The 23,472-nt window shown below is 33.3% G+C and carries 24 protein-coding genes; 16 read left to right on the plus strand and 8 right to left on the minus strand.

The genetic code is table 11. The annotated features are described in order from the left end of the window. The first annotated feature begins 64 nt into the window (after positions 1-64). Entirely contained in the window at positions 65-319 is a 255-nt protein-coding gene (locus GKZ86_RS04465) for a hypothetical protein (protein WP_154781909.1), read from the plus strand. A 44-nt stretch (positions 320-363) separates the two neighbouring features. Here GKZ86_RS04465 and GKZ86_RS04470 read toward each other — a convergent pair whose 3' ends face one another. The 3 genes from GKZ86_RS04470 to GKZ86_RS04480 all read right to left on the minus strand — a co-directional run bounded on the left by GKZ86_RS04470 (position 364) and on the right by GKZ86_RS04480 (position 1,506). Continuing rightward, positions 364-516: a hypothetical protein gene (locus tag GKZ86_RS04470; RefSeq protein ID WP_154781910.1), complete on the minus strand. Its 153-nt coding sequence runs from the start codon at positions 514-516 to the stop codon at positions 364-366. Between the two features lie 113 nt (positions 517-629). Further along, on the minus strand, positions 630-1,022 hold the full coding sequence (locus GKZ86_RS04475; protein ID WP_154781911.1) for a hypothetical protein: 393 nt from the start codon (positions 1,020-1,022) through the stop codon (positions 630-632). A 91-nt stretch (positions 1,023-1,113) separates the two neighbouring features. After that, positions 1,114-1,506, minus strand: coding sequence for a hypothetical protein (locus tag GKZ86_RS04480; protein WP_154781912.1), 393 nt, complete (start codon positions 1,504-1,506; stop codon positions 1,114-1,116). 381 nt (positions 1,507-1,887) lie between these two features. Between GKZ86_RS04480 and GKZ86_RS04485 the strand changes: the two genes are divergently transcribed. After that, the gene (locus GKZ86_RS04485; RefSeq protein WP_154781913.1) at positions 1,888-4,044 is read left to right on the plus strand and encodes a catalase; all 2,157 of its coding nucleotides are present in this window, start codon (positions 1,888-1,890) and stop codon (positions 4,042-4,044) included. Between the two features lie 79 nt (positions 4,045-4,123). Here GKZ86_RS04485 and GKZ86_RS04490 read toward each other — a convergent pair whose 3' ends face one another. Next, entirely contained in the window at positions 4,124-4,489 is a 366-nt protein-coding gene (locus GKZ86_RS04490; RefSeq protein ID WP_154781914.1) for a hypothetical protein, read from the minus strand. Between the two features lie 112 nt (positions 4,490-4,601). Further along, complete coding sequence (locus GKZ86_RS04495; protein WP_154781915.1) at positions 4,602-5,591, minus strand: sensor histidine kinase; 990 nt, start codon at positions 5,589-5,591, stop codon at positions 4,602-4,604. A gap of 555 nt (positions 5,592-6,146) precedes the next feature. Here GKZ86_RS04495 and GKZ86_RS04500 point away from each other — a divergent pair. Both GKZ86_RS04500 and GKZ86_RS04505 read left to right on the plus strand, forming a co-directional pair. Then, positions 6,147-6,983 carry a sulfite exporter TauE/SafE family protein gene (locus GKZ86_RS04500; RefSeq protein WP_154781916.1) on the plus strand — a complete coding sequence of 279 codons (837 nt, stop codon included), beginning with the start codon at positions 6,147-6,149 and terminating at the stop codon, positions 6,981-6,983. Positions 6,984-6,987: 4 nt separating this feature from the next. Continuing rightward, positions 6,988-7,377, plus strand: a complete 390-nt coding sequence (locus tag GKZ86_RS04505) for a DUF1634 domain-containing protein (RefSeq protein ID WP_228526533.1) — start codon at positions 6,988-6,990, stop codon at positions 7,375-7,377. 18 nt (positions 7,378-7,395) lie between these two features. Here the strand turns inward: GKZ86_RS04505 and GKZ86_RS04510 are convergent, their stop codons facing one another. Continuing rightward, on the minus strand, positions 7,396-7,761 hold the full coding sequence (locus GKZ86_RS04510) for a helix-turn-helix domain-containing protein (protein WP_154781918.1): 366 nt from the start codon (positions 7,759-7,761) through the stop codon (positions 7,396-7,398). A gap of 115 nt (positions 7,762-7,876) precedes the next feature. Here GKZ86_RS04510 and GKZ86_RS04515 point away from each other — a divergent pair, with 115 nt between their 5' ends. Beyond that, positions 7,877-8,488 (plus strand): FMN-dependent NADH-azoreductase, encoded by a 612-nt coding sequence (locus GKZ86_RS04515; RefSeq protein ID WP_154781919.1) that lies wholly within the window; start codon positions 7,877-7,879, stop codon positions 8,486-8,488. A gap of 77 nt (positions 8,489-8,565) precedes the next feature. Here the strand turns inward: GKZ86_RS04515 and GKZ86_RS04520 are convergent, their stop codons facing one another. Together GKZ86_RS04520 and GKZ86_RS04525 are read right to left on the minus strand one after the other, a co-directional pair. After that, positions 8,566-9,846: an acetyl-CoA C-acetyltransferase gene (locus tag GKZ86_RS04520; protein ID WP_154781920.1), complete on the minus strand. Its 1,281-nt coding sequence runs from the start codon at positions 9,844-9,846 to the stop codon at positions 8,566-8,568. A gap of 34 nt (positions 9,847-9,880) precedes the next feature. Then, a complete protein-coding gene (locus GKZ86_RS04525; RefSeq protein ID WP_154781921.1) occupies positions 9,881-12,124 on the minus strand; it encodes a histidine kinase dimerization/phosphoacceptor domain -containing protein in 2,244 nt (747 codons plus the stop codon). A gap of 474 nt (positions 12,125-12,598) precedes the next feature. Between GKZ86_RS04525 and GKZ86_RS04530 the strand changes: the two genes are divergently transcribed. The 11 genes from GKZ86_RS04530 (at position 12,599) to GKZ86_RS04580 (ending at position 23,438) form a co-directional block, all read left to right on the plus strand. Further along, entirely contained in the window at positions 12,599-14,494 is a 1,896-nt protein-coding gene (locus GKZ86_RS04530) for an amidohydrolase (RefSeq protein WP_154781922.1), read from the plus strand. 12 nt (positions 14,495-14,506) lie between these two features. Continuing rightward, entirely contained in the window at positions 14,507-14,935 is a 429-nt protein-coding gene (locus tag GKZ86_RS04535) for a DoxX family protein (protein ID WP_154781923.1), read from the plus strand. Between the two features lie 193 nt (positions 14,936-15,128). Next, on the plus strand, positions 15,129-15,602 hold the full coding sequence (locus GKZ86_RS04540; protein ID WP_154781924.1) for a Dps family protein: 474 nt from the start codon (positions 15,129-15,131) through the stop codon (positions 15,600-15,602). Between the two features lie 5 nt (positions 15,603-15,607). Then, positions 15,608-16,291: a YoaK family protein gene (locus GKZ86_RS04545; protein WP_154781925.1), complete on the plus strand. Its 684-nt coding sequence runs from the start codon at positions 15,608-15,610 to the stop codon at positions 16,289-16,291. A gap of 105 nt (positions 16,292-16,396) precedes the next feature. Then, positions 16,397-17,218, plus strand: coding sequence for a sensor histidine kinase (locus GKZ86_RS04550; RefSeq protein ID WP_194632446.1), 822 nt, complete (start codon positions 16,397-16,399; stop codon positions 17,216-17,218). 7 nt (positions 17,219-17,225) lie between these two features. Continuing rightward, positions 17,226-18,581, plus strand: coding sequence for a sigma-54 dependent transcriptional regulator (locus GKZ86_RS04555; RefSeq protein ID WP_154781927.1), 1,356 nt, complete (start codon positions 17,226-17,228; stop codon positions 18,579-18,581). Positions 18,582-18,846: 265 nt separating this feature from the next. Further along, positions 18,847-19,782, plus strand: a complete 936-nt coding sequence (locus GKZ86_RS04560; protein WP_154781928.1) for a ring-cleaving dioxygenase — start codon at positions 18,847-18,849, stop codon at positions 19,780-19,782. Positions 19,783-19,793: 11 nt separating this feature from the next. Beyond that, a complete protein-coding gene (locus GKZ86_RS04565) occupies positions 19,794-20,084 on the plus strand; it encodes a GNAT family N-acetyltransferase (protein ID WP_154781929.1) in 291 nt (96 codons plus the stop codon). A 175-nt stretch (positions 20,085-20,259) separates the two neighbouring features. Then, the gene (locus GKZ86_RS04570; protein WP_154781930.1) at positions 20,260-21,207 is read left to right on the plus strand and encodes a ring-cleaving dioxygenase; all 948 of its coding nucleotides are present in this window, start codon (positions 20,260-20,262) and stop codon (positions 21,205-21,207) included. Between the two features lie 7 nt (positions 21,208-21,214). After that, complete coding sequence (locus tag GKZ86_RS04575) at positions 21,215-21,829, plus strand: alpha/beta hydrolase (RefSeq protein WP_154781931.1); 615 nt, start codon at positions 21,215-21,217, stop codon at positions 21,827-21,829. A gap of 37 nt (positions 21,830-21,866) precedes the next feature. Beyond that, positions 21,867-23,438 carry a sigma-54-dependent Fis family transcriptional regulator gene (locus tag GKZ86_RS04580; RefSeq protein ID WP_154781932.1) on the plus strand — a complete coding sequence of 524 codons (1,572 nt, stop codon included), beginning with the start codon at positions 21,867-21,869 and terminating at the stop codon, positions 23,436-23,438. Positions 23,439-23,472 lie beyond the last annotated feature (34 nt).

Consider the following 23,472-nt stretch of genomic DNA (forward strand, 5'->3'; position numbering starts at 1 on the left):
AAAGGAGAATATGTAAATATTAACCTCATATCAAAATCAAATTATTAATTCAAAAAATAGCATTATGAAAAATTTATTTATAACAATCGCCATGGTTATGTTTTTTGGAAGTGCGATTGCACAAGAAACTCCAAAACAAACCAAAAGTACTCAGGATACAGTAAAGGAGCATTTAGCAAAAAAAAGAAGTGCTGCTGAAGCTAAAAAGGCAAATAAAGAACAAAAAGCAAATGAGGCCAAAATGACTTCAGATCTAACTCATCCAGCCACAAAAGATACTATTAGTACTCTGAATACTAAAAGAAAGACAAAAAAATAGTTGGATAAAAACAAAAAAGCGGTAACATAATGTTACCGCTTTTTTTAGTCAATTTCGAGTGAGTCTGTGTGTTTTGTTACAATTGTTAAGTTTTTGTCTCTGTGGTTTACATCTTCGTCATCGCAGTGATCGCAATTTATACTTACCAATGCAATGAAGATAATTAACACCAAGACATAAATGTTCAAGTGCTTCATAATGTTCGTTTTATGGAGTTATACAATCAGTATTTCCGCAAAAATAAATAAGCGAAAAAGGTGTTATTTATATAATTTTTAAAAATTGTTATATAATTCCCATGTCTTGTATTTTAAATTTGATCATCCCCATTTTCATTTTCGATCTTTTTAATCTCGACTTTTTCTTTTTTAATGGCTTGTCGTAATAACCCAAATAAGCTCATATAAATATTGGCTACAAAAACCAAAGCAAACCCTCCAATTAGATATCCGCGCCAATCATCAATTAATAATTTGTAATCACAAAGAATAATAAAAAATATAGTGACATAATGGCTAAAACAATATTCACACGTGAAAAGATAAAAAAGCTTTCGGGTTAGCAAAAGCTTACTGTTTTTAGAACATTCAATACAATATTCCCGTGGTTCCTTAAATATTTCTTCGTGCGTTACAGTCCAGCTAACGCACGAAATAGGAATAGCCAGAACGAAAAGCCAAACAATTTGAGTTGATATATCCATATTTTTAATTATGAATTGTTAATTATAAGTTATGAATTATAAGTTATTAGTTGAAATCTAAAATCTTCAATCTAAAATCTGCAATCATCTCTTATTCTCTGGGATGGTTTTCGTGAAAATGTTCGTCATCTTCTTCCAGTTTTTCATTTTCGTCATTATCAAGATCGCCATCTTTTTCTATCGTTTCGTCGAGATCGTTTTGATTAAAATCGTCGTTGTCTTCATCGTTGGTAATTAAATCATCTTCATTAACGATTCTTTCCTCGTTCGGAATATTTTCATTTCGGTTATAATCGTTTGTTTCGTGATTGATATCATGAAGTTCTTCGTCTTTATACTGAAGATCATCTTCTTTGTATTGATATTTATCATTATCAAATAGTTCTGCAACAGATGAATCTCTTTTAGAATCTATAATCGTGTCTTCGTCATGGTGAAAGTTACGTTCAAACTGACCGCTATTTCTATTATTTTCAGTTTTCATACTATATAAGTTTAAAGAGTAAAATTTTAAGTTTTTCAATACTTACAAATCTAATTCAGAACACAATAAAAAGCCTTACAGAAATTTTAATTCTAATTGTATAATTAACAGTTGCTTGTGTTTTTTTGATTTAAAAAAAAACATAATTCAAAACGTTATAAATCAGTTTTTTTTTACTTAAAGATGTACAAGCCTCATATATAGCAATGATAATCAAATATTTAAATATTGTAATCTTTGATTAGAATGATGTAAGCTCTTGGTTTTCAATGTAAGTTAAATTTGTTTGACTATCTATATTGCTGAATTTGTCGATAACCTAAAATTCTTACATAGAATACAGATTTAGTATAGTATTTATAAACCTTTAAAATTAATAACATGAAAAATTCGAAAAGCCCCAATCACGATCATTCCAGTGACAAGCAAAAAGACCTGGATACAAACAGATCGAATGCCGACAATCAATTTCTCACTACAAACCAGGGAGTTAAAATCAATGATAATAACAACTCATTAAAGGCAGGAGAAAGAGGTCCGTCGCTATTAGAAGATTTTATTCTGAGAGAAAAAATTACCCATTTTGATCATGAAAGAATTCCGGAAAGAATAGTGCATGCAAGAGGTTCTGCGGCACATGGTTATTTTGAGCTTTATAAACCTTTGGAGAAATATACGAAGGCGGGTTTTTTAAACGATACGAGTATTAAAACACCGGTTTTTGTTCGCTTTTCTACCGTTGCAGGTTCAAGAGGTTCTACAGATTTAGCACGTGATGTACGCGGATTCTCCGTAAAATTTTATACGCAGGAAGGAAATTATGATTTGGTAGGAAATAATATGCCCGTATTTTTTATTCAGGATGCCATGAAATTTCCGGATCTTATTCACGCTGTAAAACCGGAACCTCATAATGAAATACCTCAGGCAGCATCTGCACATGATACTTTTTGGGATTTTATTTCGCTAATGCCAGAGTCTATGCACATGATTATGTGGGTTATGAGCGATCGCGCCATACCAAGAAGCCTTAGAATGATGGAAGGTTTTGGTGTTCATACTTTTCGCTTTATAAATAATAAAAACGAATCTCATTTTGTAAAATTTCACTGGAAACCAAAACAAGGAATTCATAGTGTTTTATGGGACGAAGCACAGAAAATTTCAGGTAAAAACTCAGATTTTCATAAACAGGATTTATGGGAAGCTATCGAATCAGGAAATTTTCCGGAATGGGAATTAGGCGTACAGATTATTCCTGAAAGCGACGAGCATAAATACGATTTCGATTTACTGGATCCGACAAAACTTATTCCTGAAGAATTGGTTCCCGTAACAATCATTGGTAAAATGACTTTGAATAAAAATCCTGATAATTTCTTTGCAGAAACTGAGCAGGTTGCGTTTCATCCCGGACATGTTGTTCCCGGAATAGATTTTACAAATGATCCTTTATTGCAAGGACGTTTATTCTCTTATACAGACACACAATTATCCCGATTAGGAAGTCCTAATTTTCATGAAATTCCAATAAACCGTACGATTGCACCCATGCATAATAATCAGCGTGACGGACACATGCGTCAGGAAATTCCGGTTGGCCGCGTAAGTTATCATCCTAATTCACTGGGCGGCGGATGTCCGTTTCAGGCAAAAATAGAAGAAGGCGGTTTTGCCAGTTTTAACGAACGCATCGATGCACATAAAGTAAGAGAAAGAAGTGCCAGTTTCTCTGATCATTTTAGTCAGGCAACACTTTTTTACCAAAGTCAGACTGATACGGAACAGGAACACATTATAAAAGCATTGACTTTTGAATTGGGAAAAGTAGAAACCGTAGCTATTCGCGAAAGAATGTTAGGATTATTATCTCGTGTAGATCCCATTTTGGTGAGTAAAGTTGCCAAGTGTTTAGGCTTGAAAACACCAAAAGATTTAGAAAAACCAATAAATCATGTAGTAGGTGCAGATGCTGACCCAAATAAACATGAACCAACGGTTGTAAAAAGCAAAATTGATACTTCAGACGCTTTAAGTATTTTAAAAAATGCCGATGTTTCTAAGACAATTGCAACGAGACAAATTGCCTTTTTATGTGCCGATGGCGTAAATGCAGCTTCGGTAAAAAACATGAAATTAGCCTTAAAAGATGCCGGAGCAGTCGTTAAAATAATTGCACCGCATTTAGGTACAATAGTTTCAGAAGAAGGACTAGAAGTAGTTGTAGATCAAAGTTATCTAACTGCCGCATCTGTACTTTTTGATGCCGTTTTTGTTCCGTCAGGAAAAGGAATTTTAGACTTAAAAAAGAATATAGATGTAAAAGAATTTTTGAACGACTCATATAAACATTGCAAATTTATTGCTGCAGAAGGGCAGGGAATCAAAATACTTCCGTTTATGAATAACGGTAAAGAAAAAACCAGCACTGATGCCGGAGTTTTGGTAAGCGATAAAATAGGCGATAAAAATCTCGCAGCTTCTTTTGTTACGGCAATTGCCAAACATCGTTTTTGGGAAAGAGAAGCCAATTTATAAATTTTGCAGGCAAGCAATTAAAAAATAAAAACCGTTAGTATTGAACTAACGGTTTTTTTATAAATATCGTAATTGAAATTTAAAATTGTCTCGGATGATTTACAGGATCAATTTCTTCTAAATCCTGGTCAATATCATTTTGTCCTGATAAATCGGCATCGCGAAATAAACCGTCATCTTCATCATCAGGATCATCATAAAGATCGAGCTTTTGATCAGCTTCGTCCTGATCTTCATCATTTGTGATAGCATTGTCTTCATTTATAATTTGCTCTTCATCAGGATTATTAAGATATCTTGGATGATGACTGTCTGTTTGTTGGTAAATGCTAATATCATTTTCTGAATCCAGTTCTCCAAAATTATTATCAGAATAATATTTTGTGCCTGTAACTACATCCTGCTCAAAATGAGAAAAATTAGGATCATGACTTGAAGTATTCATAATATATAGTTTTAATGATTAATATATTACAAATTTAACCGGTCTGATACAGAATCATTTATAGAAAGATATTCTGTAATTGTATAATTTACTGATATTTAGCGTATAAATTCTAAAACTTACTTTTTAGTCTGTTAAGCTGATTTCTGATATTGATGCCTTTTACTTTCATACTTCCCGTTTCAGTGATTTCTGCTAATAAAGGAATTTCGACAGTAACAACTCTTCCATTTTCAGGTTTAGAATCAATTAAAAGAGAAGCATTCAATTTTTTAATTCGGCTTTCAAAATCAACATAACCAGATTCTTCCATATAATTTTTAGAATCAAAAACAACACCATTGTCTTGTACAAAAACATTCAGATTATTGTCAATAAAATTCAACTGAATTTCGATCTGTGAAGCTTTCGAATATTTAATTGTGCTTGTTACCAATTCCTGAATTATTTTGAAAACATCGCATTGTACGGATTCATCAATTTCATTAATTTCTTTTTTAGGATAAGTCAAAAATGAAATTTTTAATTCGCAGGCCGAACTGATATTATTAAGATAAGATTCTAAAATTTCGCAAAATTTATTTTTGTTGAATTTTCTGGGAATAAGATTGGTTGATAAATTTTTGAATTGCTGATACGTTTCTTCTAATCGCAAATTGATGGTATTGATGTTTTTTAAATTGCTATTATTCAAATGATTGATTTGCAATTTTATAGAAGCTAGTTTACTGCCAATAGTTTGATACATTTCTAGCGAAATACGTTCACGCTCTTTTTCTTCGTCGATAATAAAAGCTTTTAATAACTTTAATTCCTGTTCGAGTAAAATAGTATTGATTTCTTGCGAATTGATTTCAAATTGCTGTGCATGTAATAAATTCTTGGTTTTTAAATACCTGAAATGTTGAAGCAAAAATCCGATGGTGAGAACAAAAATGGTGAGAAAAGCAATTAGAATGAGCGGTTTATTGACTGCATTTGGAAAAGATAAAATAGCGTTTTTATAAACAATCAATTTTTTATTATTTTCAATCTTTGCCTGTGCACTAAAAGATAAAAACAAGAGCAACAATAAATGAAGCCTTTTAAAACAAAGTACCATACGCTTTAGTTTTTTAATAAATAGATTAAATTAGGTTAATGTCTTGTAAATTTGGGATTTATAAGAATAAAGCAAAAGAGCTTTCAATGCTAAAAATAATAAAAAGGATTAAAACAGACTCTTTTTAATTACTTTTTTAAGCTGAATTTGTTAAAAAAATGATTTTCGTAGGATTTTTATTCAATTGATTTTAAGTAGATTACTATTTTTTGCGTACTAAAAGTTTTAGTAAATCCCTATATTCAGACGAAAAAAGCCGGTTTTAAGAAAAATGAGGCCTTTAAACAGGCTAATTCCGGTGAATCAATTCATCTAAAAGTATAAACGAATTCCGGAATGAGACTTTCAAAAATGATATTTCTGAAAGCGATATTGTTGTCTAAATAAATTTACATTTTTTATACTAAAGCATTTTTAAGTTCTTTTTAAGATTGGTTTATAATGCTGTAAAATAGTTAGTTATATCGGTATAATACGTTTTTTAAAAGATGTATGAAAATAAAAGTAATCCCGTGCCAATATTCATTCGTAAATTAGTAGCCAAATAAATACCATATGACAGTACTTACATTTACCCTAATTATGATTTTGGGCGCTTTTTTAGCAGGATTTATTGGTTCATTATCAGGATTAGGCGGCGGAATCATTATTATACCGCTTTTAACGGTCGTTCTTGGAGTTGATATTCATTATGCCATTGGAGCAGCTTTAGTTTCAGTAATCGCAACTTCTTCAGGTTCTGCGGCAGCTTATGTAAAAGAAGGAATTACCAATATGCGTCTGGGGATTTTCCTCGAAATTGCCACAACAATTGGCGCCGTTGGCGGAGCATTACTTTCTGCGATTGCACCAACTTCATTTATAGCCGTTTTATTCGGGTTAACATTAATTTTCTCAGCCATTAATTCCCTAAGAAAAAAAGAAGAACATATTGTTTTAGAATCAAGTTCGCTAGCAAAAAAACTAAAATTACAAGGAACGTATCCTACACACGATGGTGAAGTAGTGCATTACGGAACTAAAAATGTAATTGGCGGATTCAGCATGATGGGACTTGCCGGAATGATGTCCGGATTATTAGGAATTGGTTCCGGAGCTTTTAAAGTAATTGCGATGGATAATATCATGAGAATTCCGTTTAAGGTTTCTACCACAACCAGTAATTTTATGATGGGCGTTACCGCAATGGCAAGTTCTGTAATCTATATTCAAAAAGGATATATCGAACCCGGAATATGCATGCCTGTTGTTATTGGTGTATTATTTGGCGCTATGGCCGGAGCTAAAATATTGGTACGAACAAACCCTAAAAAACTTCGAATCTTTTTTGCCTGCTTAATTTTTGTGCTGGCATTAAATATGATTTATAACGGAATTAATGGAAAAATCTAAAACTATGTCACAAGAAAAATTCGGAGAAAAAGATTTTCAAACTATTATAGGAAACTTATTGCGTTACGGCGTATGGATTTCATTATCAGTAGCTTTTATTGGCGGAATCATTTATTTAATGCACCACGGAAAAGACATCGAGGATTATTCTGTATTTAAAGAAAATGACAGAAATATTTTTGAAGTTATCACTGCTGTTTACAACGGCGTTATTCAGGGCAGGGGAGAATCGATTATATTTTTTGGCGTAATACTTTTATTTCTAACGCCTGTATTTCGTGTATTACTTTCGTTATTTTCTTTCCTTTTAGAGAAAGATTATTTGTATGTAGCCATTACAACAATTGTTATCGGAATTATTATACTGAGTATTTCATTCGGTTTCTCTCATTAAAAAACATTAGAAGAGCAATTATTTTCCAATAATTTCTCTTCTGTGTAATGTTCCCCAATCTTTTAATGCCATAATAACATCAGATAATGTTTCACTGTGTTTTGTTCTGGCATACTCAACCGTTGGCGGAAAAGTATCATAAACCGTTCTCGTTACAAGTTTGTTTATTTCCATATCTTTAAGTTCTTTCGAAAGCATTTTATCGGTAATGCCGTTAATGTCTTTAGAAATCTCTTTAAATCGTTTTGGTCTGTCTGATAAAGCAATCAAAATAGGCAATTTCCATCTTCCGCTCAAAACCTCCAAAGCATCTCTTACCGGAAGCAACGCCGCCATGCATTCTTTTGGCTCGCAACCAAATTCATCTGTTTTTTTTATTGACATACTTTACGATTTTACGTTACTATCTTCAAGGATAGCGCTATCCTTTGGGATAGTACTATAAAAGAGATAGCAAATGTAGATAAGTTTGTATCATAAACAAAATAATATAAAAGTCATGAGCAAAAAGGTGCTGAATATAGTTACAAGTATCAAAGGTGATACTTCATTTAGTAATAAATTATCGAATGCAGTTCTCGAAAAATTAGAAAAAACACATTCACAAATTCAGGTAAAAACGCTTGATCTTTCAAAAGCGCCTTCGCCATATTTAGATGAAGTAAATTTAGGTGCATTTTATTCGCCTGAAGAAACACATACTACAACACAAAAAGAAGCTGTTCAATATTCTAACGATGCCATAAATGATTTGTTAGAAGCTGATATTGTTGTAATTGGAGTTCCGCTTTACAATTTTGGAATTCCCGCAGTATTAAAAGGCTGGATCGATCAGGTTGCAAGAGCAGGAAAAACATTTAGCTACGGAGAAAGTGGACCAAAAGGTTTGGTAACCGATAAAAAAGTATATTTATCTATTGCTTCCGGCGCTATATTTTCTGACGGACCTTATAAATCTTATGATTTTTCAGAACCGTATTTGCGCGCTGTACTTGGCTTTTTAGGTATGACAGATGTCACGGTTTTCCGCGTAGAAGGAACCGCAATTCCGGATTTTGCAGAAGGAGCTTTACCAAAAGCATTGGCAAGTGTTGAGGAATTTGCCTTTTAATTGTTGATTATAAATTGTTAATGGTTAATTATAATTGATTTCAACATAATTAACCATTAACAATTCACCATTAATAATTACTTCTCAATTATCATCGTAATTCCCTGTCCGCCAGCGGCACAAATGGATATAAAACCTCTTCCTGAACCTTTTTCATTCAGTAATTTAGCCATTACACCAATAATTCTTCCGCCAGTAGCAGCAAACGGATGCGCTGCGGCCAAACTGCTTCCTTTTACATTCAGTTTATTTCTGTCGATGGCACCAAGCGGTTTTTTCAAACCAATTTCAGCACTAAGTTCGGGACTTTCCCAAATTTTTAAAGTTGCTAAAACCTGAGCCGCAAAAGCTTCGTGAATTTCATAATAATCAAAATCCTGTAATGTTAAGTTTGCTTTCTCCAACATTCTTGAAGCAGCAAATAAAGGCGCCAATAATAGATTTTGCTGATTTTTTATATATTCAATTGCAGCAACTTCTGCATGCGTGATGTAAGCTAAAATTGGTAATCCATTTTCTTTCGCCCATTCTTCGCTTGCCAATAAAATACTCGAAGCACCATCTGTAAGCGGAGTCGAGTTTCCTGCTGTAAGCGTTCCGTTTACCTTATCAAAAGCCGGAGATAATTTGGCTAATTTTTCTAAAGTACTGTCTTTTCTCAGATTATTATCTTTTTCAAGACCGTTAAAAGGCGTAATCATATCATCAAAAAAGCCTTCATCATACGCTTTTGCCATATTCAAATGACTTTTTAAAGCCAGTTGATCCTGTTCTTCTCTCGGAATCTTATAATATTTAGCCGTAATCTCCGTATGTCCACCCATCGAAAGTCCGGTTTGGGCTTCTTCGTTTCTGGGAACCAATGGAGAAAGATCTTTCGGTCTTAATTTTAAAAACAGTTTTATTTTTTCGCCAAGCGATTTTGCTTTTCTAGCATTAAGCAATATTTTTCTCAAATTTTCGCTCACGGCAATTGGCATATCACTAATAGAATCTACACCACACGCAATACCGGATTCGATTTGGCCAAGCGCAATTTTGTTGGCAATATAAATAGCACTTTCAATACCGGTATCACAAGCTTGTTGCAAATCGCAGGCAGGCGTTGCAGGATCCAGAGAAGTTCTCAATACAGATTCTCTAATCAAATTATTGTCTGACACATGTTTGATTACAGCGCCGCCAACAACTTCTCCAAGTAATTTACCTTTTAGATCATATTTCTGAATAAGACCGTCAAGTGTGGCAGTCATCATTTGTAAATTACTAACGTCTGAATAAAAAGTGTTTGCCCTTGCAAAAGGAATTCGGTTATATCCTACAATAGCAACTCTTCTAATTTTACCCTGATTTTCCATCTTGTTATTTGTTAAATTTATATTGTCTGTCTACTTATTTGGCATTAAACGTATAATTGTAAATAAAGATTACCGATACTTTTAAACCATTAGAATTTATAACGCTAAATTTACCATTTAAATCTTTACTTAAACCTTCCATCAATTGCATTCCAAGCGAATCGTATTTTTCGACCTCAATTTCTCCTTCAATTCCAATTCCGTTATCAGCAATTTCAAGCATAAAATAATCATCACGAAAATGTTTTAATGCAATCGAAATGGTTCCCTTTTTTCCATCCGTAAAAGCATATTTAATTGCATTTGTAATGGCTTCATTTAAAATTAAACCAATCGGAACTGCTTGCGAAACATGCATTTCTATATTTTCAACATCAACAACAAAGTTAAAATTTGTTTTGTAACTGTCTTTTAAATAACTGATAAGTTCCTTAACATATTCCTGCATTTTAATACACGAAAGTCCTTCTGACTGATACAATCGTTGATGAATCATAGACATCGAATTAATTCGGTTTTGACTGTCTTTTATGGCATTTACCGCAGATTCATCTTTAAGATAATTAGATTGCGTGTTCAATAAACTCATGACGACCTGCAAATTATTTTTTACCCGATGATGAATTTCCTTCAAAAGCCATTCTTTTTCCTGAATAACATTCTGGAGCAATTTATTTTTCTTCTGAATTCTATCCTGGCTAATCTGAAGGTTTTTGTTGCTTTCTTTTTTGTTTTGATATCCTCTAAAAATTAAACCTGTAATAATAAGTACCAAAATCAGAATGACTCCCGCGATAATCTTTTCGGTTTTATCCTTTTCTATTTTAGTTCTTTGCAGATCGCTTTCCTGAGTTAATAATTTAATGTCTTTGTCTTTTTTATCCGTTTCATATTTGATCTGCAAATTCGAAATCTGATACGACTTCACTTCATTAAAAAGCCTGTCTTTTGTTTTTTGATAATTTTTAAGATGTTTGATCGCGTTTAAATAATTGCCTGTTGCAGAATCTATTTTAAACTCCATTAAATGCACATTTATAAGCATATTAACATCTTTCATTACAGTTCCTAACTTTCTGTTCTCGGCCAGGTATTTTGATGCTAACGGATAATTTTTAATCTTACATAAATGATTTATTATCGTATTATTTATTTCAAGATTAGAGAATTCAGGAAAAAAATTTCTTTTTGATTTCTGAATTTCGATAAGAGACTTGCAGTATTTATCAGCCAGTGTTAGCCATCCTAATTCATCATAAAGCGTTATATGGCAAATGTTAAACCACATTTCATCCCGAAAATCTTTTATTTTTTCGTTTTTCACCGCAGTATCTAAAAAACTTATAGCTTCTTTTTTTCTTCCCAGTTTCAGTAAATCTTTTATGATGAAATTAGCGTTGTAAAAAGGATAAAATTCTGAGTATATTTTCGAACTATATTCATACGCTTTCAGATGATATTTTAATGCCAATTCATAGTTTGCCATATTATAATACGCATAACCCAAATTGGTATAATCCTCAGTCAAAAAGAAATAATCTTTAATTTTTTCACCGTATTTTATTGATATTAAGCCATATTCTATTCCTTCAGGATACAAACCCAATCTCAAATAAGTAGAAAATAACTGACTGTATAAATTTTGTAAATCAGTATAACCTATTGCTTTATAAAGAGCTTTTGCTTCATTAAATTTTTCAAGAGATTCCTTAAAATTTCCCATCATATTATAATGACCGCCATAATAGACCAGAATATCGGCAATTTGTCTTTTAGAACCTCCTTTTTCAGCCGCATCAAGTGCTTTCGCAACAATTTTTATTCTTGTATTAATGCCAGAATTATCAAACTCATAATAATTACTCAGTTCCCGATAAGCTTCGGCCTCGAGCCAGAAATTTTTATTTTCCCTCGCAATTTTAAAAGCCTTTGCAAGTTGTTTTTTTCCTTTATCAGTATGTCCGCCTTCACGATAAATTTGAGAATATAAAATATAGCTCATCCATTTTCCGCGATTGAAATTTATTTTATTCGTTAATAATTCAGCTTCTCTGGCAAAAACATAACTACTGTCCATATCAGCTTTTTCTTCGCCAACTTTTGTAACATAATATAAACTTAAAGTTTGCAGTTTCAGAACCCGAATCGTATCGTTTAGTTTTGTTTTTAATTCAATTTTTATAGCATCACTTTTTTTCTTAGACAAAGGCTGCGCCCAAACATTTAAGCTGAATTGCAGTATAAAAATTAAAAGAAATGTTCTAAATAAATGATACATAAATGGTTCAGCTGAATTTTAAAGGAAATTCATATTATTAATTCAGGAAAAGTGTTTTTAGATGAAATAAATAAGCTTTTTTAGAAGTGAAACCTAATTATTACAGGAAACAAAACTAGGTCATTTTTTCTTTAGAATTCATGCTTAAACAAGAACTTAACGATAATTATCTTTTTAATATTTCAAACGAATAAAAATAAAGTATTATTAAAAATGAAGTTAATTTTTAAATAATAAAAAATCAGAAAGCCGTATCAAAAATATTTCCTAAAATCAACGCTTTTATCAAACCTGAAAAAGATTGAATTGATCTGTTTAAATCTCTTCATTTAATAAATAACTTCAGGAATTAACGATATTTCGTAAATTGAAATCGGTTAAAAAACGATAAAATACTTGTATAATAACTACTTAAAAGTTTAGGTATCTTTATTGCTTATGCACGATCATCATTAAACAATAAATAATTTTAGTATGAAAGCAGATATTATTTTATTCAACGGGAAAGTACATTCTTTCACGGCAATTAATAAAAACGCTACGGCTGTCGCCATAAAGGATGGAAAATTTATTATTGTTGGTAATGATGCCGAAGTATTAGAATACAGCGATGCCGATACTAAAATTATAGATTTAAAGCAAAAAAGAGTTGTTCCCGGAATAAACGATTCGCATATTCATTTAATTCGTGGCGGCTTAAATTATAACCTTGAATTGCGTTGGGACGGTGTTCCTTCGTTAGCAGATGCAATGCGAATGCTGAAAGAACAAGTTGATCGAACGCCATCGCCGCAATGGGTGCGTGTAGTAGGAGGCTGGTCTGAGTTTCAGTTTGCAGAAAGACGTATGCCAACGCTCGAGGAAATTAATGCAATTGCTCCCGAAACTCCGGTTTTTATATTGCATTTGTACGATCGTGCTTTTTTAAACCGTGCTGCACTAAAAGTAATTGGTTTTACAAAAGATACGCCTGCACCACAAGGCGGAGTAATTCAAAAAGATGCAAAAGGCGAACCAACAGGTTTAATTATTGCGTCGCCAAACGCCATGATTTTGTATTCGACATTGGCAAAAGGCCCAAAACTTTCTTATGAGCATCAGATTAATTCTACGCGTCATTATATGAAAGAATTAAATCGTTTTGGAATTACAAGTGTGATTGATGCCGGAGGCGGATTTCAGAATTTTCCCGATGATTATAAAGTTGTAAATGAGCTAAATGAAAAAGAACAATTAACCGTTCGTATCGCTTATAACTTGTTTACACAACGTCCAAAACAAGAGTTTGAAGATTTTGACGAATGGATTCAGGAAGTAAAATTATATCAGGGCGATGATATGTACCGTCATAACGGAGCAGGAGAAATGTTGGTTTTTTCGGCAGCAGATTTTGAGGATTTTCTGCAACCAAGACCAGATCTTCCTGAAAACATGGAAGCTGAATTAGAAAAAGTAATTCGTTTATTGGTTGCAAATCGTTGGCCTTTCAGGCTTCATGCAACGTATAACGAAAGCATAACACGATTTTTGAATGTATTTGAAAAAGTAAACAAAGAAATTCCGTTTAACGATTTACCGTGGATATTTGACCACGCCGAAACAATTGACGAGCGCAACATGGAAAGGGTAAAAGCGCTTGGCGGCGGAATCGCAATACAAAGCAGAATGGCGTATCAGGGTGAATATTTTACAGATCGTTACGGTGCAAAAGCCGCTGAAAATACGCCACCAATCAAAAAAATGCTGGAAATGGAAATTCCTGTAGGCGGAGGTTCTGATGCTACAAGAGTTAGCAGTTACAATCCGTGGGTTTCAATGTATTGGCTTACAGTTGGTAAAACCGTTGGAGGATTGCAATTGTATAACGAAAGCCGTTTAAGCCGTGACACCGCTCTACAGCTATATACAAGAGGAAGCGCCTGGTTTTCGCAGGAACAAAATAAAAAAGGAGATATTCAAAACGGAATGCTTGCCGATCTTGCCGTTTTGGATCGTGATTATTTTTCTGTTGATGACGAAGATATCAAAAACATAGAATCAGTTCTAACCGTTGTTGACGGAAAAATCGTGTACGCAAAAGGTGATTTTTCATCGTTTTCACCGCCATCAGTTCCCATACTTCCGGATTGGTCGCCAACCAATATTTACAACGGATATTACCACGCAGAATCGCATAATAAAAGTGCGATCGACCTTCAATTAAATAAATCAAATTCGGTAATAAACAATGCTTCTGCACAAATTCATTGTTGTTCAGGAAGTTGTGACGTTCACGCTCACGATCATAATGCGGCGCGATTAAGCAATATTCCTGTAAACAATTACAATGCTTTTTGGGGCGCTTTAGGATGTTCATGTTTTGCTTTTTAAATACATAAAAAAATGGAAATAGTTAAATTATTGCTTTATTCAGATGTTGGAAGCGACATCAATAACATCGCTTTATTGGTTTTTAGGATTTTAGTTGCTGTTGAATTGTTCAGAGTGCACGGAATGAAAAAATTCAGAATCGAAAACGGAGAACGCGAACACGTGCCAAATCCGCTACATTTGCCGGAAAAACTAAACGGTTTAGTGGCCACATTTTCAGACACAGTTGTGCCTTTTTTTCTGATTTTAGGTTTAGGAACGCGATTATTCATTTTACCAACAATTGGCGTTACGGCCGTTGGTTATTTTATCGTTCACAGAAAAGATTCTCTTGAAGTTAGAGATGTTCCGTACATATACACCGTCACTTTGCTGTTTTTATTAGCATTAGGCGCAGGAACTTATTCCATAGATCATTATATTTTAACCCATTGCGTATAATTTTTAAACACATAGAAACATAGGTTTTATTGTTTGAAAAAAGAATAAAATATGAAACTAGTTTCCACACATAGCTATATGAATTAATGCAAGTGAAACGCCTTTAAACGCAAACCTGACTATGTCTCTATGTGTTTAAAAAAAGATCACAATCCCAAGTTATTTTAAATTCATTATAAAACCCCAACAAATCATGCAAACCCAAATCGGAATCAAACAAGAAAACCTTTCAAAAACTGCACATTCATTATGCAAGATATTAGCAGATGAATTTATTTTGTATACCAAAACCAGAAAAGCACACTGGAATGTAGAAGGTGATGATTTCTACAACAAACACTTATTTTTTGAAGAACAATACAATCAGGTTGATGAAATAATTGACGGAGTGGCAGAAAGAATCAGAATGTTAGGACATTACGCGCCGGCAACATTAAAAGAATTTCTTGAACTAACACACCTTTCAGAACAAGTAAAAGAAAAAAATGACAGCAAAGGATTTATAAAAGAACTTTTGATTGATCATGAAAGCATTATTATTCACTTGCGTGAAAATATTACTGTTTATGCTAATGAATATCAGGATTTAGGAACAAGCGATTATATAACAGGTTTGATGGAAACACACGAAAAAATGGCCTGGATGTTACGTTCACATTTAAAATAAAAACTATGGAGCAGCCTAAAAACATTTGGTATATTACTTTGCTACTAACTTGCATTGCAGGATATTGCGACACATTGACTTTTGTTGCGGCAGACAATTTATTCTCAGCACACGTAACGGGCAACTTTATTGTGTTTGCCTATCAAATCATTAATGGAGACGATATAAATGCGTGGGTAAAATTGCTGACGTTTCCGGTCTTCATTATTTCGGTAATGATTGGCGGCTATATCGCATCAAAATCAACAGTAAAATATAAAATATTATTTTGGGAAGGCTGTATTTTACTGCTTAGCGGAGTATTTGCAGTTGTGTTCCATTACTTACATATTACAAGTACCTGGTCGTTATATTTTACAGCCATGATAATAGTTTTTGCAATGGGTTTACAAAATGCGTTTGGCAAGCTTTTTAGCAAAGAAACGCACGGCCCAACAACCATGATGACAGGAAACGTAACGCAGGCTTCGCTTGATATTGGGATTTTACTAAAAACAAAATTTACCGATTTAAGCAGTAAAGAAAGCTTTAAAAAACAATTTGTTACCATTGGAGGTTTTTTAACCGGATGTTTTTTAGGCGCAATTGCCGGAAAAAAATGGGGTTTAATACCTGTTTTATTACCGGGAGTTATCATGGTTTTATGCTACTTAAAAAACAGCCATGTAAAAACAGAAACAAAGTTATGAGTTGAATAAATTGCTGTAACAATGTATAAAGAAGATTTTTTAAGAAAAAAATATCTGCATTTTTGGCTCGTGATTTTGTTGCTGGTCACGAACCAAAATTTCTCTATGCATAACAATGGCGTAAAATTTACTGCAAACCAAATCGTTTTATCACAAAAAGTTGTAAAACATAATTTCGTTGTAATTCTTGTGTTTCTGTTTGTAATTTTTGTGCTGTTATTTTTTTGTTATAAATCTAAAAACCGAATCAATAAGGATCTTTCATTAAAACAAGAGCAAATTAATGAGCAAAATATAAGCCTAAAAAAGTTACTTTTGGATAAAGAATGGTTATTAAAAGAACTTCATGATCGCGTAAAAAACAATTTGCAAATCGTGATTAGCCTTTTAAACACACAATCGGCCTATCTTGATAATAAAGAAGCGCTTTTGGCCATACAAAACAGCCAAAACAGAATGTATGTGATGGCTATTATTCATCAAAAATTATATCAAAATGAGAATTTGTCTACGATTGATATGAATTGGTACATTCCGGAACTGGCAAATTATTTAAAAAACGTTTTTGATACCGATAATAAAATAGCTTATAATCTGGATATCGAAAGTGTCGAATTAGATGTAGTTCAGGCCATTCCGCTAGGATTAATTTTGAATGAAGCCATAGTAAACGCGATTCAATATGCGTATCCAAAAGTAGACAGAGGAGCGATTGATATTCAGCTCAGGAAAATAAAAGAAGAAGAATATCAGTTAATAATTTCAGACCATGGAGCAGGAGTTCCTGATGATTTCGATTTTAAAAACAGAAACACATTTGGGATAAATCTAATGCAGGGTTTAATTACCCAACTCGAAGGCACATTTACGATTGAGAAGAAAAACGGACTTTCGATTATAATACATTTTAAAAAAGCAGCAAATTAAAACAAGAATGAAGGAGAAAATACTAATAGTTGAAGATGAATTTATTGTTGCGAATGATTTGAAAATGATTCTCGTAAAATCCGGTTACGAAGTTTGTGGAATCGCCGCGTCTGTTGAAGAAGCCCGAATTTTAATCGAAACAAAAAAACCAAATTGGGTATTATTAGACATTATACTGAAAGGCAATCTTACCGGAATTGACCTTGCTTGGGAATTAGAAAAAATGAAAATTCCGTTTTTATACATATCAGCAAATACAAATCATTCTATTCTAAATGCAGTAAAAGAAACCCAGCCGTATGGTTTTTTAGTAAAGCCATTTAGGGAGCGTGATTTGTTTGTGATGCTCGATATTGCCCGATATAAATACAGTGTGGAAAATGGAAATAAACTAGCGAATCTTGCTTCAAAAGGAAATAAAAATCTCGATATAATTGGTAAAAACAAGAAACTCGTCGATTTAATGCAGAAAATCGAGATTGTGGCGCCAACAGAAACTTCTGTAATGATTTTGGGAGAAAGCGGAACAGGGAAAGAAAAAATTGCCAATTTAATTCATTCTTTATCAGCTAAAAAAGCAAAACCTTTAGTCGTTGTAAATTGTGCAGCATTGCCGGAATCGCTTATAGAATCTGAGTTATTCGGACACGAAAAAGGCGCTTTTACGGGAGCTGATAATGTGCGAATAGGAAAATTTGAACAAGCCAATGGAGGAACTATTTTTCTGGATGAAATAGGCGAATTGCCGTTAGATTCACAAGTAAAATTGTTGAGAGTTTTACAGGAAAAAGAAATTGAAAGACTTGGAAGCGAAAAAACGATTAAATTAGATGTTCGAATTATTGCCGCAACAAACAGATGTCTTCCTGATGAAGTTGCCGAAGGAAGATTTAGGTTAGACTTATATTACCGATTGAATGTTTTTCCGCTGGAATTGCCCGCTTTACGCGACAGAAAAGAAGATATTGAAGATTTAGCGCATTATTTTCTGCAGAAATATGCTTTAAAATCGAAAAGGAATATTAAAAAAATATCAGCCAAAGCCTTGCAGCAATTGCAGGATTACGATTGGCCGGGAAATATTCGGGAACTCGAACATTTAGTAGAAAGAAGCGTTTTGATGGCGACAGAAAACGAAATTAAAACATTTGATATTACAAGAGATTTTCCTGCTCCAAAAAAAGAAAATGACAGCGAAATTTTGTCGCTTGCAGATATGGAAAAGGAACATATTATGAATGTGCTAAAAATAGCCGACGGAAAAGTTTTTGGTCCCGGCGGAGCAGCTGAAATACTCAAAATTTCGCCTTCGACATTGTATTCAAAAATGAAAAAACTAAATATTAAACAAGGTTATTTTTAATTATGACAGCTTTTTCACAAAGCTTGTCATCCTGACGGAGGGACGATCACACTGGAATCTCTACAAAGATAGGCGATTTTCTGTATAGAGTTTCTTGAGGGGATTCCTCCTCCGTCAGAATAACAAAAAATGCACTGGAGCATATTTAAAATAGTATTAGTTATGTGAATTTAAACAAGTAAAACGCCTTTTAACTATTTACAATAACTATGATTATGATTCTATGTGTTAAAAACAATTGCACTCAATATAAAACTATATAAAGATGAAAGAAAAAATTCAGGGATTGCACCATATCACCGCAATCGCAAGCAATGCACAAGCTAATTATGATTTCTATACCAAAGTATTGGGGTTAAGAATGGTAAAAAAAACCGTAAATTTTGATGATCCGGGAACATATCATTTTTATTACGGAGATGAACACGGAACTCCCGGAACAATTTTAACCTTTTTTCCGTGGGAAGGAATCGGAAAAGGAAAAATTGGAAACGGACAAGCAACTGAAATTGGCTACGCAGTTCCCGAAGGAAGTTTAGAATTCTGGACAGAAAGATTCAAAAAACACAATGTAAGTTTTGGAGAACAATCAGAAAGATTTGGAGAAACATTTTTGCCTTTTACAGATCCGGATGGTTTGAATATCAGTTTAATTATTCCGAAAAAAGAAGACAGCAGAATTGCTTTTGAAACCGAAGAAGTAAAGAAAAATGTTGGCACAAAAGGATTTCACAGCACCACTTTATCTTTAAAATCGATTGATAAAACAGCTAAAATTCTAACCGATATTTTTGGTTACGAATTAGTTTCGCAAGAAGCCAATAGATTTCGTTTTGCAACAAGTGCCGTAGAAAATGCTTCTATAATTGATTTGTTGGAGAGCCCAACGGGAACCAGCGGACAAAACGCTGCAGGAACGAACCATCACGTAGCGTTTAGAGTAGCTAATGAAGAGATTCAAATGGCTTTTCACGAAAGAATTATGAGCGAAAATTTAGGAATTACACCAAAAATTGATCGCGATTATTTTTATTCGCTTTATTTTCGTGAACCGGGCGGCGTTCTTTTTGAAATTGCAACAGACAATCCCGGTTTTACAGTTGATGAACCTTTGTCAGAATTAGGAACACATTTGAAACTGCCAAAACAACACGAGCCGTTAAGAGCCAGAATTGAAGAAGTTTTACCAAAATTAATTTAAATAAAGAAAAGATGCCGGAAGTAAAATTAAAACTAGACGAAAAGCAACACGGAGGTTTTCAATTAATTGAAAATGAGGAGAAAATAGGCGAAATGGTACTTAGTATTTCAGGTACAACCCTGACTGTTTACCACACAGAAGTTGATGAAAAATTCAACGGAAAAGGATATGCAAAACTACTTTTAGATGCAATGGTGGCGTATGTTCGCGAACATAAATATATGGTAAAAGCACTTTGCCCGTATGTTTTTGCCCAATTTACAAGACATCCGGATGAATATGCTGATATTTGGCAGAAGTAGTTTTCAGTCTCAGTTTTCAATAAACTTTGTCAAAATTTTAAACTTTGACAAAGCTGTTTGTCATTTTTAACACATAAAATATAGTCAACGGTTTAAACCGTTGGAACGTAATGTATTATAATAATACGTAACCCACGGTTTCAACCCTTGGAGCATATTTTTAATTAAATAAATTATGGAAAAGTTAGTTACAGGAATTCACCACGTTACCGCATTGGCAGGAAATGCTCAAAAAAACTTAGATTTCTATACCGGATTTTTGGGTTTAAGACTGATCAAGAAAACAGTCAATTTTGATGCAAATCAGATATATCATTTATATTATGGAGATGCCGAAGGAAATCCGGGAAGTGTTTTGACATTTTTTCCGTATGATGGCTTAAAAATGGGACGTCACGGAAAAGGAATGCTGAATACAACGACATTTTCTGTTCCGGCAAACTCAATTGAATTTTGGGAGAATCGGTTCAAACAATTCGGAATAAATTATAAAGATCCGCAATTGCGTTTTGAAACTGAAGTTGTAATTTATTTTGAAGATCACGACGGACTTGGTATGGAATTGATTTTTAATGATAATGATAAAAGAGTTGGGTATCATAAAGGTCCGTTTAACGAATCTAACGCTATAAGAGGTTTTCATAATGTCGAGATTTGGCACGAAGGTTACGAACAAACCGGAGGTTTATTGACCGAATATTTAGATCATGAATTAATCGCAGAAAGCAATAATAGGTTTCGTTTTGCAGCAACGAATTCATCAGGAAATTATATCGATATTTTGTGTGAACCAAATAGTTTGCGAGGTCTTGCAGGAAGCGGAACCGTGCATCATTTGGCTTTTAAAACAGCGGATAGGACTTCTCAGGAAATAATAAGAGAAAAAATAGTCGAAAGAGGATTAAATCCGACTGAAATATTAAACAGAAACTATTTTACTTCGATTTATTTTAAAGAGCCCGGAGGTGTTTTATTTGAAGTTGCAACTGCCGGTCCCGGATTTGCTGTAGATGAAGATATAAACCATCTTGGCGAAGAATTAAAATTGCCGGAATGGTTTGAAAAAGAAAGAGAAACGATCGAAAAAGCTTTGCCAAAACTTACCTTAAACGATCCTAAATAATAGTAATATGCACGAAATTCAAATAATAAAAGCTGGGAAAAGCAACGCAAATAAAGCACTTATTTTATTGCACGGAAGAGGAGCAAGCGCACACGATATTTTGTCTTTAACATCAAACTTAAATACAGATGATTTTGCTTTTTATGCGCCGCAGGCAACCAATAATAGTTGGTATCCGCAATCTTTTTTGGCAAAACCTGAAGCAAATGAACCTTGGCTTTCATCTGCATTAAATGTTGTAGGACAGGTTGTTGAGGAAATTGTAAAAGACGGAATTTCAAAAGAAAACATATACTTTCTTGGGTTTTCGCAAGGTGCTTGTTTATCTGCTGAATTTATTGCCAGAAATGCCACTAAATATGGCGGCGCGGTTATTTTTACCGGAGGATTAATTGGCGATCAGATTTATAACGAGCATTATTCAGGAAATTTTGAAGGAACTCCAATTTTCATTGGCACAAGCAATCCTGATTTTCATGTTCCTGTAGAACGAGTTTATGCGACAACAAATATCCTGAAAGAATTAGGTGCCGATGTAACCGAAAAAGTCTACAATAATATGGGGCACACTATAAATCAGGATGAAATTGATTTGGTGAATAAACTTATTTTTAAATCGTAAAGATTTTTTTTGCCACTAATTTTATTTCAATATTAATATGGACAAAACAGAAGCAATGTTAAAATCAATGCAGGAACGTGAAAGAGAACATTTTCTTTTACTTTCCCTGAGCACTTATCTTGCTAATGTTTCTGGTTACGATGAACTTTTATCGGTTGTTAATGGTGAATTAAAAGATAATTTTCTTTTTGATTATTTTGCCATCGGAACTACAAATCAGGAAGAAATGCAATACCAATTGTTTTTTCATAATGATGTAAAAATAGCCAAACAAAATGAAGGAATAAAGTATGATGTAAACGACGGGTTTTTTAATTCTGCTTTGCAATCTGCTGATCCACTTATATTTGATTGTACTTTTTTAAGCAAAAAAACGCATTCAAACTCTTTTATTACAGATACAAATTTGTTGGGAATACGTGAAATTATTGCGTTGCCATTGCAATATCACAAAAATAATCCTTCAGTATTATTTCTCTTTTTTAAAAAGCCACAAACACTCGACAGAAATGCGTTGCGATTGCTTAGGGGTTTAAAAATGGCATTAGCATTAACGGTTTCAAATATTCTTCTTTTAGAAAAAATAGAAAATATTGATGAAAATGCGTCTTCAATTTCATTTCAAACAGCTAAAAATCAAAATGGAAACGAAGATTCTGAAATTATCGGAAATAGTGACGCAATTCAAAAAGTAAAAACACTTATAAATCAGGTTGCTTCGTCTGACAGCGGCGTTTTGATTCTCGGCGAAAGCGGAACGGGAAAAGAAGTTGTGGCGCGCGAAATTCACCAAAATTCTTCCAGAAGAAAGCACCCAATGATAAAGGTTAATTGTGCTGCAATTCCTGTAAATCTAATTGAAAGTGAGCTTTTTGGACATGAAAAAGGAAGTTTTACAGGAGCTGTAGAAAAACGAATTGGTAAGTTTGAATTAGCACATAACGGTACTTTGTTTTTAGATGAAATTGGAGATCTTCCAACAGAAATGCAAACGAAATTACTTCGCGTATTGCAGGAAAAAGAATTTGAAAGAATTGGAGGAAAAAAAGCGATAAAAGTAAATGTGAGAATTATTGCGGCAACAAATCGGGATTTGCAACTCGAAATGCAGGAAGGAAGATTTAGAAAAGATCTGTTTTTTCGCTTAAATATTTTTCCTATTTTGGTTCCGCCACTTCGAAATCGTAAAGAAGATATTCCGGAATTATGCTTATTTTTTTTGAATAAATACGCCCATAATTGCAACAAGAAAAATATCGGTTTATCGGCAAATGCATTAAAATCGATACTAAATTATTCCTGGCCCGGAAATATCAGAGAATTAGAACATTGCCTGGAAAGAAGTATTCTTCTAACCAACGAATCTACCATAAATGAAGTAAGTTTTTTATCTGATAATGAAAAGATTATGGCTTCGAATAGCTTTAATGAATTTCAAATTAAGCCATTAAAAGAAATGGAAAAAGAATATATTCTTAAAGTAATAAAAATGTGCAATGGCAGAATTTCCGGTCCAAACGGAGCTGCGGTAAAATTAGAAATTCCTTCGACTACATTAATTTCTAAAATGCAAAAACTGGGTATTAAGAAGAAGCATTTTTTGGAATAAATACTCCTGGTTTGTCAGGATGACAAGATTATTG

The sequence above is a fragment of the Flavobacterium sp. LC2016-13 genome, from assembly GCF_009707955.1.
In the GTDB taxonomy this organism is placed as follows: Bacteria; Bacteroidota; Bacteroidia; order Flavobacteriales; family Flavobacteriaceae; genus Flavobacterium.

Bases quoted from the DNA above. Each gene is read 5' to 3' on its own strand.
- GKZ86_RS04465 (WP_154781909.1), top strand. From the start codon at position 65: ATGAAAAATTTATTTATAACAATCGCCATGGTTATGTTTTTTGGAAGT.
- GKZ86_RS04470 (WP_154781910.1), bottom strand. From the start codon at position 516: ATGAAGCACTTGAACATTTATGTCTTGGTGTTAATTATCTTCATTGCA.
- GKZ86_RS04475 (WP_154781911.1), bottom strand. From the start codon at position 1,022: ATGGATATATCAACTCAAATTGTTTGGCTTTTCGTTCTGGCTATTCCT.
- GKZ86_RS04480 (WP_154781912.1), bottom strand. From the start codon at position 1,506: ATGAAAACTGAAAATAATAGAAATAGCGGTCAGTTTGAACGTAACTTT.
- GKZ86_RS04485 (WP_154781913.1), top strand. From the start codon at position 1,888: ATGAAAAATTCGAAAAGCCCCAATCACGATCATTCCAGTGACAAGCAA.
- GKZ86_RS04490 (WP_154781914.1), bottom strand. From the start codon at position 4,489: ATGAATACTTCAAGTCATGATCCTAATTTTTCTCATTTTGAGCAGGAT.
- GKZ86_RS04495 (WP_154781915.1), bottom strand. From the start codon at position 5,591: ATGGTACTTTGTTTTAAAAGGCTTCATTTATTGTTGCTCTTGTTTTTA.
- GKZ86_RS04500 (WP_154781916.1), top strand. From the start codon at position 6,147: ATGACAGTACTTACATTTACCCTAATTATGATTTTGGGCGCTTTTTTA.
- GKZ86_RS04505 (WP_228526533.1), top strand. From the start codon at position 6,988: ATGTCACAAGAAAAATTCGGAGAAAAAGATTTTCAAACTATTATAGGA.
- GKZ86_RS04510 (WP_154781918.1), bottom strand. From the start codon at position 7,761: ATGTCAATAAAAAAAACAGATGAATTTGGTTGCGAGCCAAAAGAATGC.
- GKZ86_RS04515 (WP_154781919.1), top strand. From the start codon at position 7,877: ATGAGCAAAAAGGTGCTGAATATAGTTACAAGTATCAAAGGTGATACT.
- GKZ86_RS04520 (WP_154781920.1), bottom strand. From the start codon at position 9,846: ATGGAAAATCAGGGTAAAATTAGAAGAGTTGCTATTGTAGGATATAAC.
- GKZ86_RS04525 (WP_154781921.1), bottom strand. From the start codon at position 12,124: ATGTATCATTTATTTAGAACATTTCTTTTAATTTTTATACTGCAATTC.
- GKZ86_RS04530 (WP_154781922.1), top strand. From the start codon at position 12,599: ATGAAAGCAGATATTATTTTATTCAACGGGAAAGTACATTCTTTCACG.
- GKZ86_RS04535 (WP_154781923.1), top strand. From the start codon at position 14,507: ATGGAAATAGTTAAATTATTGCTTTATTCAGATGTTGGAAGCGACATC.
- GKZ86_RS04540 (WP_154781924.1), top strand. From the start codon at position 15,129: ATGCAAACCCAAATCGGAATCAAACAAGAAAACCTTTCAAAAACTGCA.
- GKZ86_RS04545 (WP_154781925.1), top strand. From the start codon at position 15,608: ATGGAGCAGCCTAAAAACATTTGGTATATTACTTTGCTACTAACTTGC.
- GKZ86_RS04550 (WP_194632446.1), top strand. From the start codon at position 16,397: ATGCATAACAATGGCGTAAAATTTACTGCAAACCAAATCGTTTTATCA.
- GKZ86_RS04555 (WP_154781927.1), top strand. From the start codon at position 17,226: ATGAAGGAGAAAATACTAATAGTTGAAGATGAATTTATTGTTGCGAAT.
- GKZ86_RS04560 (WP_154781928.1), top strand. From the start codon at position 18,847: ATGAAAGAAAAAATTCAGGGATTGCACCATATCACCGCAATCGCAAGC.
- GKZ86_RS04565 (WP_154781929.1), top strand. From the start codon at position 19,794: ATGCCGGAAGTAAAATTAAAACTAGACGAAAAGCAACACGGAGGTTTT.
- GKZ86_RS04570 (WP_154781930.1), top strand. From the start codon at position 20,260: ATGGAAAAGTTAGTTACAGGAATTCACCACGTTACCGCATTGGCAGGA.
- GKZ86_RS04575 (WP_154781931.1), top strand. From the start codon at position 21,215: ATGCACGAAATTCAAATAATAAAAGCTGGGAAAAGCAACGCAAATAAA.
- GKZ86_RS04580 (WP_154781932.1), top strand. From the start codon at position 21,867: ATGGACAAAACAGAAGCAATGTTAAAATCAATGCAGGAACGTGAAAGA.